At 47.4% G+C, this 20,606-nt stretch carries 18 protein-coding genes; 10 read left to right on the top strand and 8 right to left on the bottom strand.

The window, feature by feature from the left end; translation table 11 throughout:
• On the bottom strand, positions 1-843 hold the full coding sequence (locus tag BT127_RS00085) for a ComEC/Rec2 family competence protein (RefSeq protein ID WP_075422992.1): 843 nt from the start codon (positions 841-843) through the stop codon (positions 1-3).
• Between the two features lie 214 nt (positions 844-1,057).
• Here BT127_RS00085 and BT127_RS00080 point away from each other — a divergent pair, with 214 nt between their 5' ends.
• The gene (locus BT127_RS00080) at positions 1,058-2,194 is read left to right on the top strand and encodes a glycoside hydrolase family 10-like protein (protein ID WP_075422991.1); all 1,137 of its coding nucleotides are present in this window, start codon (positions 1,058-1,060) and stop codon (positions 2,192-2,194) included.
• 321 nt (positions 2,195-2,515) lie between these two features.
• On the opposite strand, the gene BT127_RS00075 is transcribed toward BT127_RS00080, so the two are convergent.
• Complete coding sequence (locus BT127_RS00075) at positions 2,516-4,981, bottom strand: glycoside hydrolase family 9 protein (protein ID WP_075422990.1); 2,466 nt, start codon at positions 4,979-4,981, stop codon at positions 2,516-2,518.
• Between the two features lie 143 nt (positions 4,982-5,124).
• On the bottom strand, positions 5,125-6,315 hold the full coding sequence (coaBC, locus tag BT127_RS00070) for a bifunctional phosphopantothenoylcysteine decarboxylase/phosphopantothenate--cysteine ligase CoaBC (RefSeq protein WP_075422989.1): 1,191 nt from the start codon (positions 6,313-6,315) through the stop codon (positions 5,125-5,127).
• A gap of 192 nt (positions 6,316-6,507) precedes the next feature.
• Between coaBC and recG the strand changes: the two genes are divergently transcribed.
• From recG to folD, 8 genes are all read left to right on the top strand, one after another.
• The gene (gene recG, locus BT127_RS00065; protein WP_075422988.1) at positions 6,508-8,544 is read left to right on the top strand and encodes an ATP-dependent DNA helicase RecG; all 2,037 of its coding nucleotides are present in this window, start codon (positions 6,508-6,510) and stop codon (positions 8,542-8,544) included.
• A gap of 45 nt (positions 8,545-8,589) precedes the next feature.
• On the top strand, positions 8,590-9,363 hold the full coding sequence (locus BT127_RS00060; protein ID WP_075422987.1) for a type III pantothenate kinase: 774 nt from the start codon (positions 8,590-8,592) through the stop codon (positions 9,361-9,363).
• A 12-nt stretch (positions 9,364-9,375) separates the two neighbouring features.
• On the top strand, positions 9,376-9,717 hold the full coding sequence (locus tag BT127_RS00055) for a phenylpyruvate tautomerase MIF-related protein (protein ID WP_075422986.1): 342 nt from the start codon (positions 9,376-9,378) through the stop codon (positions 9,715-9,717).
• Between the two features lie 57 nt (positions 9,718-9,774).
• Positions 9,775-9,930, top strand: coding sequence for a rubredoxin (locus tag BT127_RS00050; protein ID WP_075422985.1), 156 nt, complete (start codon positions 9,775-9,777; stop codon positions 9,928-9,930).
• 270 nt (positions 9,931-10,200) lie between these two features.
• Complete coding sequence (locus tag BT127_RS00045; protein WP_075422984.1) at positions 10,201-11,463, top strand: M16 family metallopeptidase; 1,263 nt, start codon at positions 10,201-10,203, stop codon at positions 11,461-11,463.
• Position 11,464: 1 nt separating this feature from the next.
• Positions 11,465-12,748, top strand: a complete 1,284-nt coding sequence (yfmH, locus tag BT127_RS00040) for an EF-P 5-aminopentanol modification-associated protein YfmH (RefSeq protein ID WP_075422983.1) — start codon at positions 11,465-11,467, stop codon at positions 12,746-12,748.
• Complete coding sequence (lgt, locus tag BT127_RS00035; RefSeq protein WP_075422982.1) at positions 12,745-14,073, top strand: prolipoprotein diacylglyceryl transferase; 1,329 nt, start codon at positions 12,745-12,747, stop codon at positions 14,071-14,073. Before yfmH ends, lgt begins: the two co-directional genes overlap by 4 nt.
• A 14-nt stretch (positions 14,074-14,087) precedes the next feature.
• Positions 14,088-14,945 carry a bifunctional methylenetetrahydrofolate dehydrogenase/methenyltetrahydrofolate cyclohydrolase FolD gene (gene folD / locus BT127_RS00030; RefSeq protein WP_075422981.1) on the top strand — a complete coding sequence of 286 codons (858 nt, stop codon included), beginning with the start codon at positions 14,088-14,090 and terminating at the stop codon, positions 14,943-14,945.
• A gap of 377 nt (positions 14,946-15,322) precedes the next feature.
• Here the strand turns inward: folD and BT127_RS00025 are convergent, their stop codons facing one another.
• Genes BT127_RS00025 through BT127_RS00010 form a run of 4 tightly spaced genes read right to left on the bottom strand, consistent with a single transcriptional unit; the run spans position 15,323 to position 17,443 of the window.
• A complete protein-coding gene (locus tag BT127_RS00025) occupies positions 15,323-16,036 on the bottom strand; it encodes an NAD-dependent protein deacylase (RefSeq protein ID WP_075422980.1) in 714 nt (237 codons plus the stop codon).
• A gap of 3 nt (positions 16,037-16,039) precedes the next feature.
• Positions 16,040-16,435, bottom strand: coding sequence for a secondary thiamine-phosphate synthase enzyme YjbQ (locus BT127_RS00020; protein ID WP_075422979.1), 396 nt, complete (start codon positions 16,433-16,435; stop codon positions 16,040-16,042).
• A 13-nt stretch (positions 16,436-16,448) separates the two neighbouring features.
• Positions 16,449-17,087, bottom strand: coding sequence for an endonuclease III (gene nth, locus BT127_RS00015; protein WP_075422978.1), 639 nt, complete (start codon positions 17,085-17,087; stop codon positions 16,449-16,451).
• Positions 17,084-17,443: a protein kinase family protein gene (locus tag BT127_RS00010; protein WP_075422977.1), complete on the bottom strand. Its 360-nt coding sequence runs from the start codon at positions 17,441-17,443 to the stop codon at positions 17,084-17,086. Before BT127_RS00010 ends, nth begins: the two co-directional genes overlap by 4 nt.
• 393 nt (positions 17,444-17,836) lie before the next feature.
• On the opposite strand from BT127_RS00010, the gene BT127_RS00005 reads away from it, so the two are divergent.
• Positions 17,837-20,050 carry a glycosyl hydrolase gene (locus BT127_RS00005; protein ID WP_075422976.1) on the top strand — a complete coding sequence of 738 codons (2,214 nt, stop codon included), beginning with the start codon at positions 17,837-17,839 and terminating at the stop codon, positions 20,048-20,050.
• Between the two features lie 448 nt (positions 20,051-20,498).
• On the opposite strand, the gene BT127_RS17300 is transcribed toward BT127_RS00005, so the two are convergent.
• Positions 20,499-20,606: LPXTG cell wall anchor domain-containing protein (locus BT127_RS17300; RefSeq protein ID WP_139275330.1), on the bottom strand; the 108-nt coding region annotated here is incomplete at its 5' end.

Here is a 20,606-nt window from a genome sequence, read left to right as displayed (position 1 = left end):
TTATCCCTTCTCTTTGGTTATTTTTATCTCATTTCCATCACTTTCAAGCTCTATCTGTCCGTTGAAACAGGTAGAATAGAATGCTATCTTCCTGTCTTTCAGCGCCTTCTGTGTACTTGAAGCAAACTCGTTTGAAGAAGTGCATACAACAGCACACTTCGGCTTTACCGCATCAAGGAAGTCCGGAAGATTATCCAGCTTTCTGCCGTGATACGGCACTTTAAGGAAGGTACAGGGACCTATATCCATTATTTCGTCAAGTCTCTGTTCCATTGCATCGCCTGTGAAAAGGAGAGTGTTATTTCCGTGAACTATCCTGGTAACCAGTGAGAAATCGTTGTCGTTATCCTCTCCGTAGAAGTCCTTCTTCGGAGCATAGACCGTAAACTCGGCGTTATCCATAGTGAAGGTAACGTCCTCGTGAAGAAGCTGCGGAGTTATCCCCTTGTCATCGAGCGCTTTGTTGTATTTTTCAGTCTCGGCGCTCTCCTCTGTGTAATCAGGAGCCATAACGTCCTTTACGTCCATATTCTTTATCAGCTTTGCCGCACCGCCGACGTGGTCCTTATCGTAGTGGGTTATGATAAGGTGATCCACCGTATCGATACCCTGCTCTTCAAGGAGCTTCACGAGTTTTTTTCCGTCGCCTTTTTCGCCGCAGTCTATGACTGCAGTTCCGTTTTCTGTGCATATGACCATACAGTCCGCTTTGCCGACATCAAGGAATGTCACTGTAAGACTTCCTGCATCGGCTTTTATATCACCTGTGGACTTGTTTCCGCATGACACCGAACTTAGAAGCAGTGCAGCCGAAGCGATAAGCGCTGATATTTTTCTGAACATAGGATCACCGTCTTTCCTGCTGTGTCCCGATAGTTCCTGTAATCATAATACCACATCAATGATTAAAAAGTACTTAAAAACAGAAAAATCTGAGATGCTTTCAATCGGGAACAGTATATATTTATACATTTTATATCATACCTGAAGATTATTGAAATAATCTTAACTGTACAGGCATATATATTATCCGATAATATTTTTTCGGAGGTATATTATGAAAAAAATGCTCATTTTGTCTCTCGCCGCCGCAGTCTGCCTTTCATCGTGCAGTGTGCCGCTGAACGAGATCCCCTCTTCATCTGAAAGCAGCATTCAGGAAACAACAGAGGAAAGCGGAAACTACTCCCCCATAAACTACATCCGTCAGACAGGATTGTGGATACCATACATGGAGTTCGAGGAACTAATGTACGGACGTTCTGAGGACGATTTCCGCCGTCTGATACGTCAGCGGTTCAGCGATGCGCTGGACAAGGGAGTCAACACCGTTTACCTTCACGTTCATCCCAACGGCGACGCATACTACGAGTCTAAGCTCTTTCCGAAGGGAGTCTTTCTGGACGGCAGCTACGATCCGCTTGATATAGCCATCGATGAAGCTCACAAGCTCGGCATCTCACTTCATGCGTGGCTGAACCCTCTCCGCCTTCAGACCGTTCAGCAGATGTCCGCACTTCCCGACGGCTACACTACAAAACAGTGGGCGGATTCTCCCGAAAGCGGATTCGTCCGTGAGGTCAACGGACGTTATTACCTTAACCCCGCATACAGCGAGGTCAGCGACTTTATATCAGCCGCTGCCGCAGAGATACTCGATAACTATCAGGTGGACGGCATCCACATCGATGACTATTTCTATCCCACCACCGATCCCGATTTCGACCGTGATGCCTTTGAAGCAAGCGGTGCTTCCGACCTTGCACAGTGGCGCAGAGATAACGTCACACGTTTTGTAAAGCAGCTCTACGATACAGTCAAATCGAGAAACAATGATCTGCGATTCGGCATAAGTCCGCAGGGAAACATCGATGCCAACTATAACACACAGTACGCAGATGTGAAGCTCTGGAGCGGAAACAAAGGCTACGCCGACTATATCATCCCTCAGATATACTACGGATTCAACAATGCTACACTGCCATTTGAGCCGACTCTCCGCCAGTGGGAGGAGCTTGTGGGTAACAGCGGCGTATCTCTCGTTATCGGACTTGCTGCCTATAAACAGGGAAAATACGATCAGTGGGCAGGTGCTGTCGGCGAAAACGAATGGATAGACGATCCAAACGTGATACAGAAACAGATCGAACTGGTAAAAACTTCCCGTGCTGACGGTTATGCCCTCTATGAATGATAACTGAAAAAAAGCTGAATTGATAAGGTTGATACTCATACAGAAGCTTTATATATGTTTATCGGGGAAAACCTTTCTGAGGAAAGGTTCTTCCCCGAACCCCTTTCCAAAGACTTTTTGCCCCAAATTTTCAGCCTGACAGGGTACTCATTTATAGTATAACTAAAACTGATAGTTTTACATAAGCACCCTGTCAGGCTGAAAATTTAAAGCAAAGGTTCTGAAATGATTGAGGGAGACCTTTACTTAAAAAGTCTCCCTCAAAAACATACGTAAAAGCTTCTGTAAGAGCACTGCTCTTATCAGTTCAGCTAATATTAATTACTGCATTACAGATTCAGGAAGTGAAGTTATCTGCTTAGAATCGAGCTTCTGGATAGAAAGTGCATCCATAGCAGTTATTCCGTCGCCTCTGTTGAATACATCGGCGTTTTTGATTCCTTCATCTGTGATAGGATACTTCTTGCTGTTTGCAACATACTGGAGTATCAGGAGCGCATCCGAAAGATCAACTTCACCATTGCAAGTAGCGTCACCATAAACAATATTATCTTCAACTTTGTTGGGAACCTCGCCTGAACTGGGTGTTACAGGAGCATCTGTCGGCTGTTCAGGCTCATTTATAGCAGGTGTAGTAACAGCAGGTACTGTTGCAGGAGGTGTTGTTACTGCTTCAGTTGTTGCTGCCTGTGTTGTAACAGGAGTTGTAGTTGAAGGCTTTGTAACAGGTGTTACTGCAGGAATTGTAGCTACAATAGGAGTTCTGGATCCTGTTGATCCGAGACCGTCTGCCTTTGTTCCGTCAGGCTCTTCACCGTAGTAAAGCTTGCCGTCGATATATACAGGAACGTATGGAGACATAACGCCTACTGTTGAACCGTCTGTGCCTTTAGCTGTCTTGCCCAGTGCCTGAGCTGAGAAGTCGTTTGATGAATCCCAGCCGCTGCCGTAATCAGGCATTACAAATGCAATGAGTATCTCACACTGCTGCTGTCCCTCTGAGATAGGAAGAACTGCACGTCCGTCCTTGAGAGTAACTTCTACATAGTAGATGTCGCCGCTGTACTGGATAGGCTTGGATATATTTGCTGTACCGTAGCCCTTTGAAGCATACATTGCGGACTGGTCACGGTCGCAGCGGATAACGAGATCCTCAGGGTTCTTGCCTGCTGCCTTGACCTCGCTGAGGTCCATGTAATAACGGAATGAAAGGTCATCCTGAACTCTTGCAGGCCATGCTGAGTGGTTTGTGAGCTTGAAGCTTACTGTCTGACCGCTTGAATCGCCGCCCTTTGAAAGAACTTCTACGTAGAATTCAGGTCCGTCATGTGCCTCCGGCTGAGGGAAGTTCGGATCCTTTGTACCGCCGTACTTGTCTACCATTTTACAGAGCATTGCAGTGAAGCCTGCGTTATAGTCTGTAGCTACCTCGTTGTTGATGTAGTTCTGACGGTCATCCTCGTAACCGCCGCTCTGAGTAGGACCGCCGACCAGAGCACCGTAAAGGATATGACGGTTTGTAGCAGGAATAGCAAGGTCATTCTTCCATGAACCATGAGCAGTTCTGTGGTGAGGATTCTTAGGATAGTTCTCACCGAAGCCGACTACGTAGCTTGACTTTCTCGGGTTATCGCCAAGAGCGTAATTTACCTGAGTTTCAGCGAATTCCGAATATGTTGCTTCCTCTGAAGGGAGGATAGTATCACTTGCTACAGTTGCGATGAATGCAGCAGCATTAGCGTAACGGAGGCAACCCCAGTCGCTGAGCCAGCGGAGTCCGCCAGGGATTATCTTAGCTTCCTCGCCTTTTACCCAGCGGTCGCAGTGCTTCTTGACATGCTTTATAGCGTCTGCATCGTTTGTGTTTATAGCGTAGAGCAGCATACCGCCCTGCATATTATCGTCCCAGCAATGGCACCAGCCGTAAGCGGGAGTATCGCCTTCTCCGAGCATTTTACCGAGTTTAGGCTTAAATGCTTCAGCATCACTGAGGTATCCCTTATCGCCTGTAGCTATGTACAGCCAGTTTGCTGCATAGAAGAGCTCATCATAGAAGTGGCTGGACTGATAGAAGCCCTGAGCATCGCTCTTATTGTAAACATCATCACTTGGTGATGTCTTAGCTATCTTATAGATATTTTCTGCGTGTTTGATGTAATCAGCCTTCTTGGAAGCATCGATATCGCCGTCAAGAGCTGCTGCACCTGCTGCAAGAGCAGCTGCCATTTCACCGAATACTGCTGAACAGCCCTTTGAGGACTTCAGTGCAGCACGGGACTCTGCTACAGAATGTGAGTTATCCTCCATACCGTATTCAAGAAGCTCAACAGGGCCCCACCATGTGTGGTCGTCCTTACCGATACCTACCTGATATACTACCTCTGTGCCCTTATCGCACTCTGCAAGGTAATCGAGCACGAATTCAAGGTTGTTTACGTAAGTCTGCTTGAGTCCTGACTTTTCAATGCCGTCGGGATACTGATAAAGTCCCCATGCCAGCATGGAAGCTGAATAAGACATAGGAAGATTGAACTTTACGTGGTCACCTGCATCGTACCATCCGCCGAGAACAGGATCCTGCATAGCGGAATCAGTCTTCCATTCAACTCTGTTCCATGAAGGAAGCGGACCGGCCTGCTGTGCTTCATAGAAGAAAAGCGACTTATCGAGTGCGTCAACGTAATTAAAATCAGAAGCTGCGCTTACATTTGCGGGAGCTATCGGTACTGCTGTTGCGGTTAAGACCATAGCAGCCGAAAGGAGTCCCGATGTGAATTTTTTGAACATAGTACAACTCTCCTCTCAATATTTATTCAGAGCATAGCTCTGTCCCTCACGAGTATACTATACATTTATTATACAATATAAATCCGAGTCCGTCAAGCTTTTTATTGCGGTCTGACGAAGCTGCCGTCCCGAAAACTGACACGTTATTTCATCGCGTTCAGACGGCTGAGTATGATATTTGCCGCATCAAATTTCGACATCAGTTCGATCTCCTCGTCCTTATCAGCAGTTATCATCGTAATGATATTTGTGTCGGTGCCGAAGCCTGCACCTGCGCTTCTCAGTGAGTTTGCACATATCATATCGCAGTTCTTTGAGGTCAGCTTTTTGCGTGAATTCTCAATAACGTTGTCGGTCTCCATTGAGAATCCGCAGATGACCTGTCCCTCGCGGCGGTTCTGACCGAGATACTTGAGTATGTCCGTTGTGCGCTTAAGCTGTATGGACATATCGCCGTCGGATTTCTTTATCTTGCTGTCGGCAGTTGTAAGCGGAGTATAGTCCGCAACAGCAGCAGCCTTTATGATGATGTCTGAGCTGTCCATGTGCTCCTTTACTGCGTTGAACATGTCCTCTGCGGACTGGACCTTCACTACGTTCACGAACATAGGCGGTTCAACGTCGGTATGCGCCGCAACAACAGTAACATCTGCTCCGCGGAGCATTGCCGCACGGGCGATAGCGAATCCCATTTTTCCGCTGGAGTGGTTGGTGATAAAGCGGACGGGATCGATGCTCTCCCTTGTAGCGCCTGCGGTAACAAGCACCTTCTTTCCTGCAAGATCCTTCTCAAAAGCTGCTTCACGGAGAATGTACTCCAGAAGTGTTTCCTCATCGGGAAGCTTTCCGTCGCCGATATCACGGTTCGCAAGCATACCCTTCACAGGTTCTATTATCTCATAGCCGAAGCGCTTCAGCTTTTCAAGATTGTCCTGAACTATGGGATTGTGGTACATATTGTGGTTCATGGCAGGTGCGATTATCTTCTTCGCAGGACAAGCCATTACGGTAGTTGTTAGCATATCGTCGGCAATGCCGTTTGCAAGCTTGCCTATTACGTTTGCAGATGCAGGTGCTATCATGACTACATCCGCTTTTTTAGCAATAGAAACGTGTTCTACACTGTATTCAAAGTTCCTGTCAAATGTATCGATAAGGCACTTATGCTGGGTAAGTGTCTCGAACGTAAGCGGATGCACGAAATTCTGCGTATTGGGAGTCATGGATACATGTACCTCTGCGCCCAGTTTAGTGAGCATTCGTGCAAGGTTGCAGGTCTTATATGCTGCAATAGAGCTTGAAACTCCGAGGAGTACGGTCTTTCCTGTTAACATGGGATACCTCCGTTCATTTATTAAGGTTTACTGAAAACCATTATAACACAAAAAGTTATATAAATCTATAGCTTTTTCTGAAAAAATGTGATATAATGATTGTATCATTCATTAATTAAAGAGGCAGCGTCCTCATTAACCACAGCGCCCTTCAGGACAGGGCGTTCCTTATATTGGAACAAGGAGAAAATTATGCCTGCTACACTGTTCAGTGACATAGAATACCTAAAAGGCGTCGGTAAGGCAAGAGGAGAAAAGTACCGCAAGCTCGGTATCACCGATCCCTATGAACTGATTTACCACATCCCGAGAGACTACCTGGATTTCCGTGCGTATGTCCCCATTCAGCAAGCTGTGCTGAACGAATATAACGTGCTTAAGCTCACTATATCCCACAAGCTGCCTCCCCAGAGGATAAAGGGCGGACTTGTGATATGCAAGGCTGCCGCTACCGACGGAATAGATACTATACTCGTAGTCGTATACAACAACGTCTACGCCTTCCACGCAATGAACGAAGGCGAGACCTACTACATGTACGGCAAGGTCACGGGCAATTTCACCCGAAAAGAGATCTCATCCCCCGTATACATAAAAGCTTCGGAAAATGTGCTGATACAGCCCATATATCGCCTTACACAGGGACTTTCCGCCAACATGATTCGCACCAATATGCGTCAGGCTCTGGACCTGCTTTCACGGGAGCCTATAGAGACTCTCCCACAGGACATACTCGACCGCTATGAGCTCTGTCCGCTGGTGCCTGCGCTGGAGAATATACACTTTCCTGTAAGCGAAACAGCTGCCGAAGAAGCAAGGCGCAGACTCGCATTCGATGAACTTCTGAAGCTCCAGCTGGGAATGTCCATGCTTAAGACTCGTTCACGAAAAAACACCGCCTACAAAATGGACAGCTCCGTAGGTATAGACGAATTTCTCAGCGGACTGCCTTTTGAACTGACAGAGGGACAATCCCGTGCCGCAAATGAGATAATTGCGGATATGTGCAGAAGCGTACCCATGAACCGTCTGCTCCAGGGCGACGTCGGAAGCGGTAAGACCGCAGTTGCTGCGGCTGCCTGCTATTTTGCAGCAAAAAACGGCATACAGTCCGCACTTATGGCGCCTACCGAGATACTTGCCATACAGCATCACCGTACACTCAGTGAATTTCTTACGCCATTCGGCATTCAGGTGGGACTGCTGACAGGCTCCCTGACGCAGAAGAAAAAGAACCTTCTCCGTGAGCAGATAGCTTCGGGTGAATTGCAGGTCATAGTTGGTACTCACGCTATCATTCAGAAGGACGTCGAGTACAAGTCGCTGGGACTGGTCATAACCGATGAGCAGCACCGCTTTGGTGTCGAACAGCGTGCGGCTCTTGCAGAAAAAGGCGATTCGCCTCACCGTCTGGTAATGTCCGCAACTCCTATCCCCCGTACTCTTGCACTCATAATATACGGAGACCTTGATATCTCCGCCATTACTCAGCTCCCCAAAGGACGCAAGCCCATAAAGACTCACGCGGTAACGGGTAAACTCCGACACAGGGCATTCGGCTTCGTCAGGGACAGGCTCGACGAGGGCAGGCAGGCGTATGTTGTATGCCCCATGATAGAGGACAGCGACAGCGACCTTTTCGCAGTAAAGACCTACGCCGAGAATGCTGCTCAGGGCGATCTTAAAGGCTATACAACTGCCCTGCTTCACGGCAGGATGCGCGCAGCGGAAAAAGAAAAGGTCATGAAGGAGTTCCGTGACGGCAAGATACAGGTACTTATCTGCACCACAGTTGTGGAAGTCGGAGTTGATGTACCCAATGCGGCTGTAATGGTCATAGAAAACGCCGAACGCTTCGGACTTTCTCAGCTCCACCAGCTCCGAGGTCGTGTGGGACGAGGTGAATACGAAAGCACCTGCATACTCATTACGGATAACCTCTCCGAGGACTGCGTAAAGCGAATGAAAATAATCTCTTCCACCTCGGACGGATTCAGGATATCCGAGGAGGACCTTAAAATGCGAGGTCCGGGTGACTTCTTCGGAAGCGCTCAGCACGGACTTCCGCCCCTTAAGATCGCAGACATCGCCTGCAACATGGAGCTAATGAACAAGGCTCAGACCTGTGCAAAGGACATCCTTGCAGATGATCCCGAGCTCAGCAAGCCTCAGCACCGCACCCTTAAAATGGACACTCTTCGCCTTTTCAGCAAAGATATAATCGGGTAAGCTATATCCCGTTAAACAATATAACATCATTTCAGGAGGTATATCATGCTTTTAGCTGTAGATATCGGCAATACAAACATCGTTTTCGGCTGTGTGAACGACAAGGACGAAATAGTGGTCTCCGAGAGGATATCCACTAATCACAGCACTACTGCCGCAGAATATGCGGTACTTATCAAGAACATTCTGGAGATGAATAATTTCAGCTGTGATGACATCGACGATGCAATAATGTCCTCAGTTGTCCCCTCGGTCACAAACACAGTCAAGGAGGCTATTCACAAGTTCTTCGGCGTTGACATAATGATCGCAGGTCCGGGAGTTAAAACAGGTCTCAATATACTCATCGACAACCCCCGTCAGCTGGGAAGCGATCAGGCTGTGGACGCTGTTGCGGCTATAAACAGCTATCCTGTACCGCTTATCATCATCGATATGGGTACTGCTACCACAGTTTCCGTAGTGGACAGCAATAAGAACTACCTCGGCGGTCTTATCATGACGGGTATGCGTGTAGCTACCGACGCTCTTATACAGCGTACCGCACAGCTCCCGAAAATAGACTTTGAGCTTCCTCCGAGCATAATCGGTACAAACACAATAGACTGCATGAAGAACGGCGCACTCTACTCCAACGCATGCGCTCTGGACGGCATCATCGACCGCATTGAGGAACAGCTCGGCGAAAAGTGTACCGCAGTTGCAACAGGCGGACTTGCTGAGTTAGTTGTACCGCTCTGCCGCAAGAAGATCAACCTCGATAAGGACCTTCTCGTAAAGGGACTTACTATAATCTACAGAAAAAACAAGAAGAAATAAGGAGAGATAACTATGCCTTTCATCAACGTAAAAACCAATGTATCACTGACAGAAGACAAAGCAGAACTCATCAAGACACAGCTGGGACAGGCTATAACCGCTATCCCCGGAAAGTCCGAGGGCTGGCTCATGGTCGGCATCGAGCCCGATTACAAGCTGTGGTTCAAGGGCACTGACGAACCTGCCGCTATGGTAGAAGTAAGCATATACGGAAACGCTTCACACAACGCAAAGACTACCCTCACAAGCCACATCACAGGCATCCTCACCGATGCCGCAGGTATATCCTCCGACAGGATATACGTAAAGTACGCTGAAACGGACAGCTGGGGCTGGAACGGTTCAAATTTCTGATGATACTTTCACAGGCTATGCCTGTGCGGTAAAACAACAAAAACGGAGGTGAAACACATGAAATACGTTTGCGATCTCTGCGGATGGGAATATGACGAGGAACAGGGCGCTCCCGAGTACGGTATTGCTCCCGGAACAAAGTTCGAGGACCTTCCCGAGGATTTTGAATGTCCTCTCTGCTCTGCAGGCAAGGACAGCTTCTCTGAGGCATGACACCAATGCGGACGGCTTTTGCTGTCCGCATCTTTTATGACATTCACAGTGCAGAACCTCACTGTTTTACGTGAATAATTTTTGAAAATACTATGGTAATTTCTACCGTTATGTGGTATAATGAATGCAAAGCATTCATTATAATTTATCTGAACGCCCTTGCAGATACGCAGATCAGAGATCTGCTCCCTGTATATCGGGCAATTATAGCTCCTGTAACTAAACGGGAGCCGAAACAGTTCATATTTTTTACGGGAGTGTTGCCCATAAATGGAATATAACAGGACACAACTGGCGGAAAACATAGGTTTTACCGCTGTCAGGGACGAGAAATTCAATTCAAGTCTGCTGATGATAAGATTCATAACCGAACACTCTGAGACCTCGGCTTCGGCAAATGTGCTCGGCATCTCCTGCCTTACTGCAACCAACAGCCGATACCCCACTATCTCTGCCCTCAGCAGCAGACTGAACGAGCTTTACGGCGCTTCACTGGGAAGCTCTGCGGGAAAGGTCGGAAACGTGCAGATACTTCGGCTTTACAGCTCCTGGATCAACAACAGATACGCCTATGACGGCGAGGATATGCAGAGGGAAATGGCTGAACTGATATGCGGCTGTCTTTTCTCACCGAACGCCCCAAACGGCGAATTTGACGAGGAAAGCTTCAGGATACTGAAAAACGACCTTCTGGACCGCATCGACGGCGAAACAAACTACAAGTACGGTTATGCAGTCTCGAAAGCTCTTGGTATCGCTTTCAGAGGAGAGCCTGCCGCTTATCCCGTTATCGGAAAACGAAGGGATGCGGAAGCTGTCACACCGCAAAGTGCTCTTGCTGCGTATCACAAGCTGCTTGAGACCGCTCAGATAGAAATAAGCTTTGTATCTTCGGAAGGTCATGAAGTGATTGTAGAGATACTGCGAAAGCATTTCAGCGGTATCAAAAGGAACAGCAGAAGCTATGCTCTGCGCTGTAAAAGTCCCGTCAAGGAACAGCCCGAAACAGTTTTCCGCGAGATGGACGTTAATCAGTGCAATATGATAATGGTGTTCAAGTCCGACTGCGATGATTACTACGCCCTCAGCATGATGAATATACTATTCGGTGACGCTTCGTTCTCAAAGCTCTTCCTCAATGTCCGTGAGAAGCTGAGCCTCTGCTACTTCTGCAGCAGCTCACTTTTCTACTCGAAAAATGCCGTCCTTGTGGGATGCGGTACTGACAGGGACAAGGTTGAACAGGCAAGGGACGAGATACTGCATCAGCTCAATGAGATGTGCAGAGGAAATATATCCGACAAGGAAATAAACGATACCTTCATGAGCGTAAGCAATACCATACGTTCAGCAGGTGATACCCTTTCTTCCTATTCAAACTGGTTCTTCGACCGTATATTCTACGATCACCCTCACGATCCTGCGGAATACATCGAGGAATTCAGAAAAGTTACCAAGGAACGCATAGTACAGGCGGCACGTTCTCTCAGGCTCGATACCTTCTACTGCCTTGCAGGAAAGGAGGAGAACTGACATGCACAGAGAGATCATCAGCAGTCCCTTCACCGATGACAAGGTGATACACATAAAACACAAAAGCGGACTCGAGATTTACATATGCGAAATGAAAGGCTTCAACGGAGTACAGGCGCAGTTCTGTACAAAATACGGCTCTATACACCGCAGGTTCAGGACATCTCCCGACGAGGACTTCATGACTGTCCCCGATGGAGTTGCTCACTTTCTCGAACACAAGCTGTTTGAAAACGAGGACTGTCAGGTTTTTGAGCTGTACGCAAAAACAGGTGCAAACGGAAATGCCGCTACCTCCTATGACAGGACATACTACGACTTCTACTGCACTGCAAACTATGCCGAATCTCTGAAGATACTCCTTGATTTCGTTCAGAAGCCCTACTTCACTAAGGAAAATGTGGCTAAGGAACAGGGCATAATCGCTCAGGAGATAAAAATGTCCGATGACAGTCCCGACTGGCGGATATTTGAAAATATGCTTGCAAACATGTATCACGTCCACCCTGTAAGGATAAAGATAGAGGGTACTGCCGAAAGCATTGCGGAAATAGATGAAACACTGTTGTATAAGTGCTACAACGCTTTCTACGACCTGAACAATATGTGCCTTTCCATTGCAGGAAACGTAAGCGCAGACGAGGTAATTGCTATCTGCGATGAATACCTTGCGGAAAGCAGCAAAAACGCTCCCGAAGTCTTCATGCCCTGCGAACCCGATGAGATAGTTTCGCCATATGTATGCGAAAAGCTCGATATCGGCGAACCGCTGTTCAGTCTCGGATACAAGTGCCGACCGTTCAGCAGTTCAGACCGCGCAGTAAAGTCCGTTCAGGCTTCTGTTACGGGATGCCTTCTGTCTGATTCTTCAGGCAGGATGTGCGAACGGCTTCTTTCCGAGGGCATCATCAACAGTTCTTTCTCCTATGAAGTATTCGCAGGGGACGGTTATTTCTCCCTTATTTTCTCGGGCGAATCTGAAGAACCCGAAAAAGTCAGGGATGCCATAATAGACGAGATAGACCGCATTTCATCGGAGGGTATCGACGAACAACAATTCAGCCGTATCAAAAAGACTGCTTACGGTTATTACATCCGTGAACTCAACAACGTTGACGCCGTTGCCGACAGGATGATGAATGCTTTTGTGGACGGCATAGGTCCATTTGACACAATGAAGGCGCTTTCAGAGCTGACGCCCGATGACATAAACCGTTTTACATGCTCTGAACTTAAAAAAGACAGACTTGTTCTGTCAGTAATCGAAAGGAAGTGCGATAAATGAATCAGGTAGATGCAATCACCGATCCCAACGTCATATCCTTCCCGAAGCTCGGCTGGAGCTTCAATGTCGATCCAACAGCTTTCAGCCTCTTCGGAAAGTTCGATATCCAGTGGTACGGCGTACTTATTACAGTGGGAATGATACTCGCTTTCATTTACGTCTATTCACGTCTCAAACGCTTCGGACTCGATCCCGACAGAGCCTTTGATGTTATCATCGGCGGAATTTTCGGCGGAGTAATCGGCGCAAGAGTTTTCTACGTTGTAATGTCCTGGGACGAATACAAGGACAATATCAAGGAGATATTCAATATCCGCAACGGAGGTCTTGCTGTTTACGGCGGTATCATAGGTGCAATACTTGTAGGACTGGTCATAACCAAGATACGAAAGGTAAGAAGACTTCCCATGCTCGATGTCACTGTCCTCGGACTTCTCATAGGTCAGTCCATAGGACGCTGGGGCAACTTCTTCAATCAGGAAGCCTTCGGCACTAATACCGACAATATTTTCGGTATGACAGGCGGCAGGATACAGGCTGCCATACTCAACGGTATGCAGATGGGCGGCGCAATGTACAACAGCGGCGTTGAAACTGCCTGGGACAAAGCCGTACACCCATGCTTCCTCTACGAATCAGTGTGGTGTCTTATCGGATTTATCATCCTCGCTCTCTTCGCAAAGAAGAGGAAGTACGACGGTCAGCTGTTTCTCATGTATCTGACATGGTATGGCGCAGAACGTTTCATAGTTGAGGGACTCCGCACAGACAGTCTCATGATAGGAAATATCCGTATATCACAGGCAATATCCGCAATAATATTCATCGTATCCGTAATACTCCAGATAGTTTTCTATTTCCGCAGAAAGCGCGATCCCGAAGCCTTCACCCTCTATGTGTCAACCGAAGAATCAATGAGACTCATCGAAGAGGGCAGAAGAAAGATAATGGGCGCTGACGGTGCTGATGAAGATGACGATATCGGTATCCTCCCTGACGAGGACGATGAGGATGATGTCGGAATCCTTCCCGATGAGGACGACGATGATGACGTCGGCATACTTCCCGATGAGGAGGATGCAGAAGAAGCCGCTGAAAAGGCCGAGACCGTTGCAGAAGCCGTAAAGGAAAAGGCTGAAGATGCAGTCGAAGCTGTAAAGGATGCGGCAGAGGAGACGGCAGAGGCTGTTATCGGCAAGATCGAAGACGCTGCAGATGCAGTTGACGATAAATATGACCATATCGCCGAGGCTATCGACGAAAAGCTGACAGGCGGTACGGCAAAAGGCTCACACAGCAAGAAGAAAAAACACCACAGAAAATAAGGAGGAAATAAATCATGGCACAGATAATCGACGGAAAGGCTGTTTCATCCAGCGTTAAGGAAGAAGTCGCAGCAGAAGCAGCACGACTCAAAGAGGAAAAGGGACTTAAAATAGGTCTTGCAGTTGTTATAGTAGGTGACGATCCCGCTTCAAGAGTTTACGTGAATAACAAGAAGAAAGCCTGCGAGGCTGTAGGTTTCCAGTCCTTTGAGTACGCTCTCGATGCAAGCACAACTCAGGAACAGCTTCTTGATCTCGTTCAGGTTCTCAACCGTGATGACAGAGTAAACGGTATACTTGTACAGCTCCCGCTTCCGAAGCACATCGACGAAAAAGCTGTTATCGATGCTATCTCTCCCGATAAGGACGTAGATGCTTTCCACCCTGTAAACGTAGGAAAAATAATGATCGGCGAGTATTCGTTCCTTCCATGTACTCCCGCAGGCGTTATGCGTCTTATCGAGAGCACAGGCGTTGATATAACAGGTAAGAACTGCGTAGTTATCGGACGCAGCAACATCGTCGGCAAGCCTCAGGCAATGCTCCTTCTCCAGAAGAACGGTACTGTTACCATCTGCCACTCCAAGACAAAGAACCTCAAGGAAATATGCCTTAATGCAGATATCCTCGTTGTTGCTATCGGACGTGCAAAGTTCGTTACAGGCGACATGATAAAGGAAGGCGCTGTAGTTATCGACGTTGGTATGGACCGTGACGAGAACGGAAAGCTCTGCGGAGATGTAGACTTCGAGTCAGCAGAGAAAAAAGCCGGATATATCACTCCTGTACCCGGCGGCGTAGGACCAATGACCATAGCCATGCTCATGAAGAACACTCTAACAGCTGCAAAACAGCAGGCAGGAATCGAATAAAAAAACACAACGGCGGATCAGGTGAAAGCAAAGAAATTTGCGTTTCGTATACCTGTCCGCCGTTATACGTTTCGTATATGGTCAAACTGTCAATTCGCACGTTCTATTCCCTTTCGTATTGTGACAATCGACGATTTTGGTTAAAAAGCCACTTAAACCATTGACAACCGATCACTTTTGGAGTATAATGTATACACAAATATAAAACATAGTGTATAAAAAACAATAACATTGCACAATTTAGATAAAGGTATAATAGTGACACCGCCACAAATAAGTTATCCACGGCTGGATCAGCACTTACAGCCGAAGGGAATAGAAAAACTTTTTCTATAGAGAAACCGTCCCCGTAAAAAGGGACGGTTTTTCACTTTATTTCAGACCTGCGAGAATACCTCGCCTATGTTGCGGCATATCAGAAGATCAGCTCCCGAATCCATGTTCGTCGGCGACTTGTTTATTATAACAAGGTCGCTGCCTCTGAAATACCTGATAAGTCCTGCCGCAGGATATACGTTCAGTGAAGTTCCGCCTATAATCAGCGTATCGGCATTGATTATAGCGTTGACTGCTCCCGTAATGGTGTCGTCGTCAAGAGATTCCTCGTAGAGAACTACGTCAGGCTTTATGATCCCTCCGCAGCTGCATCTCGGGATGCCCTCGGAATTGAGTATAAATTCCGCATCATAGAACTTCCTGCACTTTGTACAGTAGTTTCTCAGGACACTTCCGTGAAGCTCGAAAACCTTCTTGCTGCCTGCTGCCTGATGAAGTCCGTCTATATTCTGGGTGACAACGCCGATGAGACGTCCCTCATCCTCCCACTGTGCAAGCTTGAGATGTGCAGGATTCGGCTTGGCGTCAAGGCACAGCATCTTCGCACGGTAGAAGCGATAGAATTCCTCTGTATTCTTCTCGAAGAAAGTACGGCTGAGTATAGTTTCGGGCGGATAGTCCCACTCCTGATTGTAAAGACCGTCAACGCTCCTGAAATCAGGTATTCCGCTTTCAGTTGAGACTCCCGCACCGCCAAAGAATACTATGCGGTGTGAGCGCTCGATTATCTCTGACAGTTTACGGATATCGTCCATAACTCAACCTCCCATTACTTTAACGTAGAACTTTCTGTTTCTTGGTCCGTCGAACTCGCAGAAGTAAATGCCCTGCCATGTTCCGAGAAGGAGACGTCCTCCCGATATGATGATAGTCTCGCTTGCGCCGACTGTTGAGGACTTGATATGTGCGTCTGAATTGCCCTCGGCGTGGTCAAAGCCTTCAAGATCGGGGAAAGCCTTGTCGAGTCCCATAACGAAATCGGACTTCACATCGGGATCGGCATTTTCGTTGATAGTGACTGCCGCAGTAGTGTGCGGACAGAAAACTATACAGAAGCCTTCGTTAACGCCGCTTTCGGTGATAGCCGCCTGGACCTCTCCCGTAATATCGATGAGTCCCTGTGAAGGGGTGCTTAATTTAAAATCGAACAGCATATTATTCCTCCTGTTATTTTTTATTTGAATTATAGTATTTGCAGAAATAGTTCAGTGTACATTCCCCGCATTTCGGACTTCTTGCACGGCATATATCCCTGCCGAACTGTACTGTCTGATGACAGAAATGATTGGATATATCAGGCGGAAGGAGCTTCACAAGGTCCTTTTCCACCTTTGCAGGCTCTTTGTTTGAAGTCATGCCGAGACGTCCCGTGATGCGTATGCAGTGGGTGTCGGTGACTACCGCAGGCTTTCCGAACACATCACCCAGCATGAGGTTAGCAGTTTTTCTGCCGATACCAGGAAGGCTTAGAAGTTCCTCCATAGTATCGGGGACCTCTCCCCCGAAATCGTCGATAAGCTTCTGCGCCATTTCCTTAAGGCTTTTCGCCTTTGTATGATAGAAGCCGCAGGGTTTAACGTCCTGTTCAAGCTCGGCAAGGTCCGCATCGGCAAACGCCTGTATGCTCGGATACTTCACAAAAAGCGTCTTCGTAACTATATTGACTCTTGCATCGGTACACTGCGCTGCAAGTCTTGCCGCAAACATAAGCTCATAGGGCTTGGAGTAATCGAGAGTGCAGTCTATATCGGGATAGAGCTTTTCAAGCTCCTCGCAGGCAAGGCGTGTGATCTCCTTTCTGGTCATCGCTTCTCTCCCCCGTTCCTGCGCTGTGCAGCGTGTATCTCATCATAGACCTTATACATCTTCTGAACTGTATTTTCAAGGAAGTAGTAGTGCTTTATATAGAACACGAGCAGTACGAGTATTATCGTAACAAGGATAAGAACTGCAAGATCCTTTTTCACAACAAGGAGAGCCATGAATATCGAAAGAACCAGTGCAAACAGCATGGTCACAAGGAAGTGTACGATACGTTCATGCTGCATGAACTGTATCTTCAGCAGATGTTCGTTCATTATGTCATCAAGTTCGCTGCTGTCCTCACAGTTTTCAAGGCGCTTCTGCACCTGTTCCATATATTCCGTAAGGTATTCGGTCATAGTCTCCGCCTCCTTTTTCACTATACTATAATTATACACCCGAAGCCGCATAAAGTCAACAAGAAGAACCTGTTCACAGGCAGGTAAGCATCCTTATTAAATAATATATTATTTAATCGATGCATAAAGTTAGTTTCATAATTAGTTTTGTTACACTTTAAGAACATATACACAAACTATTTTCCCTATCCTACGTCAACAATGCGTATAATCCGCCCATGATTTAACAATTATTTAATCCTTCATTTCGTCAAATCAACAAAAATGATGCTTTGTTTTTGTTGAAGCCTACGAAAATTTTTAATACAAGGAAAACTTTTCTTTTAAGTCTTGAAACCAGCTTTTTTTTGCACTATAATATTCTCAGAATATTATTTACAGGAGGGTAATCAAATGTATTCTAAATTTTTAAGAAAAGCTAATGCAGCAATTATGGCGGCTGCACTGGCTGCAAACTGTGCGGTCTTCTACTCTTCAACTGTAGTTGCCGCAGATAACAACAAGTTCGAGTTTGAAAGCGCTGAAGTTACAGGTGACGTTACCGTTGAGAAGGATGCCGATGCAAGCGGCGGTTCCTACCTCAAGATGACAGAGAGCGGTACCATCAACCTGACCGTTAACGTCGACGAAGAGGGTATGTATAAACTCACTATCCATGCAGGCGGAATCGGAAGCGCTAAGCAGCAGAACCTGTCTGTTAACGGCGCTTCTCAGGGCACTCTCGCTATTCCCGAAAGCGACGGATTCGAGGAGATAGCTATTCCTTCGATCAAGCTGAAAAAAGGCGAGAACGTTATCACTATCGAAAAATCATGGGGCTGGTCCACTTTCGACTATGTAACTGTTGAAAAGGCAGTCCTCCCAGCTATCAAGGCTACACAGACTTCTCCCGTTGATATCAAGGCTTCAGCTGAAACAAGAAGCCTTATGAGTTACCTTGCAGGTGTTTACGGAAACGGCATCATCTCAGGTCAGCAGGAGATATACAAGTATGGTCCTCACGACCTCGAAACAGAATTTGAATACCTCAACGACCTTACAGGTCACTATCCTGCTATCCGCGGTTTCGATTACGGCAACTTCTGCTGTCCTGCATTCGGAAGCGATGACGGCTCTACAGACAGGATCATCGACTGGGTAAAGAACAGAAACGGTATCGCTACCGCTTCATTCCACCTCAATGTTCCAAAGGATTTTGAAGGCTACAAGTCCGGCTCAAAGGTAGACTGGGCTGAAACTACATACAACAACAAGGATACTGACTTCTCACCTGAAAAGGCTGCAACTCCCGGCACTAAGGAGAACGAGTATTACCTTCAGGCTCTTACAACTCTCGCAAAGGAGTTCAACAAGCTCGAAAAAGAAGGCATCCCCGTTATCTGGAGACCTCTCCACGAAGCTGAAGGAGGCGGCGGAGAAACAGGTTCATGGTTCTGGTGGGGCAGAGAAGGTTCAGCAGCTTATAAGAAGCTCTGGATCTACACCTACGAGACTCTTACCAATGATCTCAACTGCCACAACCTCATCTGGGAGTGGAACAGCTATAACTTCGATACCTCAAAGGACTGGTATCCGGGCGACGAGTACGTTGATATCATCGGCTACGATAAGTACAACTGCACAGTTTATCTCCAGGAAAACAACTGGCAGCCTTCACTCCAGCACAATGACAGCGCTATTAGTCCTACATTCTACGGCCTTATGGAGAAGTATGACAGCGCTAAGATGATCTCTATGGCTGAGAACGACTGCTTCTCAACTGTCGGAAACCTCACTTCCGAAAAAGCAGGCTGGCTCTATTTCTGTACATGGTATGACGGCGGAAGCGATGACATCAACTTCCTCTCAAACCCTGTATTCAACACAAAACAGGACACTATCGATATGTATCAGAGCGAGTACTGCATAACCCTCGATGAGCTTCCAAAGGATCTCTACAGTAAGGATATCCCTGCACCCGATCCTGCAATGACTACCACAAAGCCTGCAACAACTGCTCCCGATCCTTCAGTTACTACTACCACAACTACAGCAGCATTCAAGTTCAAGGCTAAGTCATACAAGATCGATCTTCCCGAGGCAAGCGAAAGAGACACTCTCACACTCGTTATAGAAGGCGCTCCTACAGCTTCTATCGGCGGCGGTATCGGATACGGTACAAACGCTGACGACTGGAAGAACCTTGAATGGAAGGGCAACGCCGATGCCGACGGAAAGCTCACTGTTGATATCGATATCTCCGAGATTCCAGAGGACTTCAAAACCGTTGAAGCTCAGATCTGGTGGTCCAATGTCTGGGACGCTGCAACAGAAAAGGCAAACGATACCGACTGTGATCTCACTGACCACAGCTTCAAGAAGTCCGTTGAGGATACTACAGTTGAACCTTCACTTCTCGGTGATGCTACCCTCGACAATGACGTAAGTCTTGCAGATGCACTGGCTATTCTCCAGTACGTAGCAAACGCAAAGAAGTATCCGCTCACTCCCGTTGCATTATCCAACGCTGACGTTTATAACCGCGGCGACGGTATAACAGGCAACGATGCGCTTACTATCCAGAAGCTCGATGCTAAAGTCATAAGCGAGCTTCCTTACACAGAATAACTCCTCATCCCCTTTACAAAAGGTCCCCTGCTTCGGCAGAGGACCTTTTCTTTGTATCATACCTCTATGCACAAATCAGCCGCCCTCCCGAAGGAAGGCGGCTCAGTCTGTCAAAAAAGTATTTATTCATTAGGGAACGCCCTCTCTTGCAGGGCGTTCCCTCTTTCAAAACAGTCCACCGGACTGTTTTGAAATTCACCCTTTGCCGAGCGCTTCGTATTGCAGGGCTCTGCCCTGCCTTACCGGTCCGTCCCCTCTGTCAGCCTCGCTGACATCTCCCCACACTGTGGGGAGTCACCCGCCAAAGGCGCTGCCTTTGGAATCCGCTAAAGGGATAGCATCCCTTTAGAATCCCCAAATTTATGGTTTCAGGCTTTTTTACACTATCAGCCGCCCTCCAGAAGGAAGGCGGCTGTTGTTATGACTTATTCAAGCCGTCGGACTCGGATCACTCCTCATCCTTTCTTCTGCGTACCGCAAAAGCTGTACCGAAAGCCATTACTATGAGAGCCAGCGGCATTGCCATGCCTGCGTCACCTGTCTTAGGTGAGCTTAC

This window comes from Ruminococcus sp. XPD3002, assembly GCA_900119535.1.
GTDB classification, from domain to species: Bacteria; Bacillota; Clostridia; order Oscillospirales; family Ruminococcaceae; genus Ruminococcus; species Ruminococcus flavefaciens_H.
Note: the sequence above shows the minus strand (reverse complement) of the source record. Positions and strands in the feature narration are given on the sequence as shown.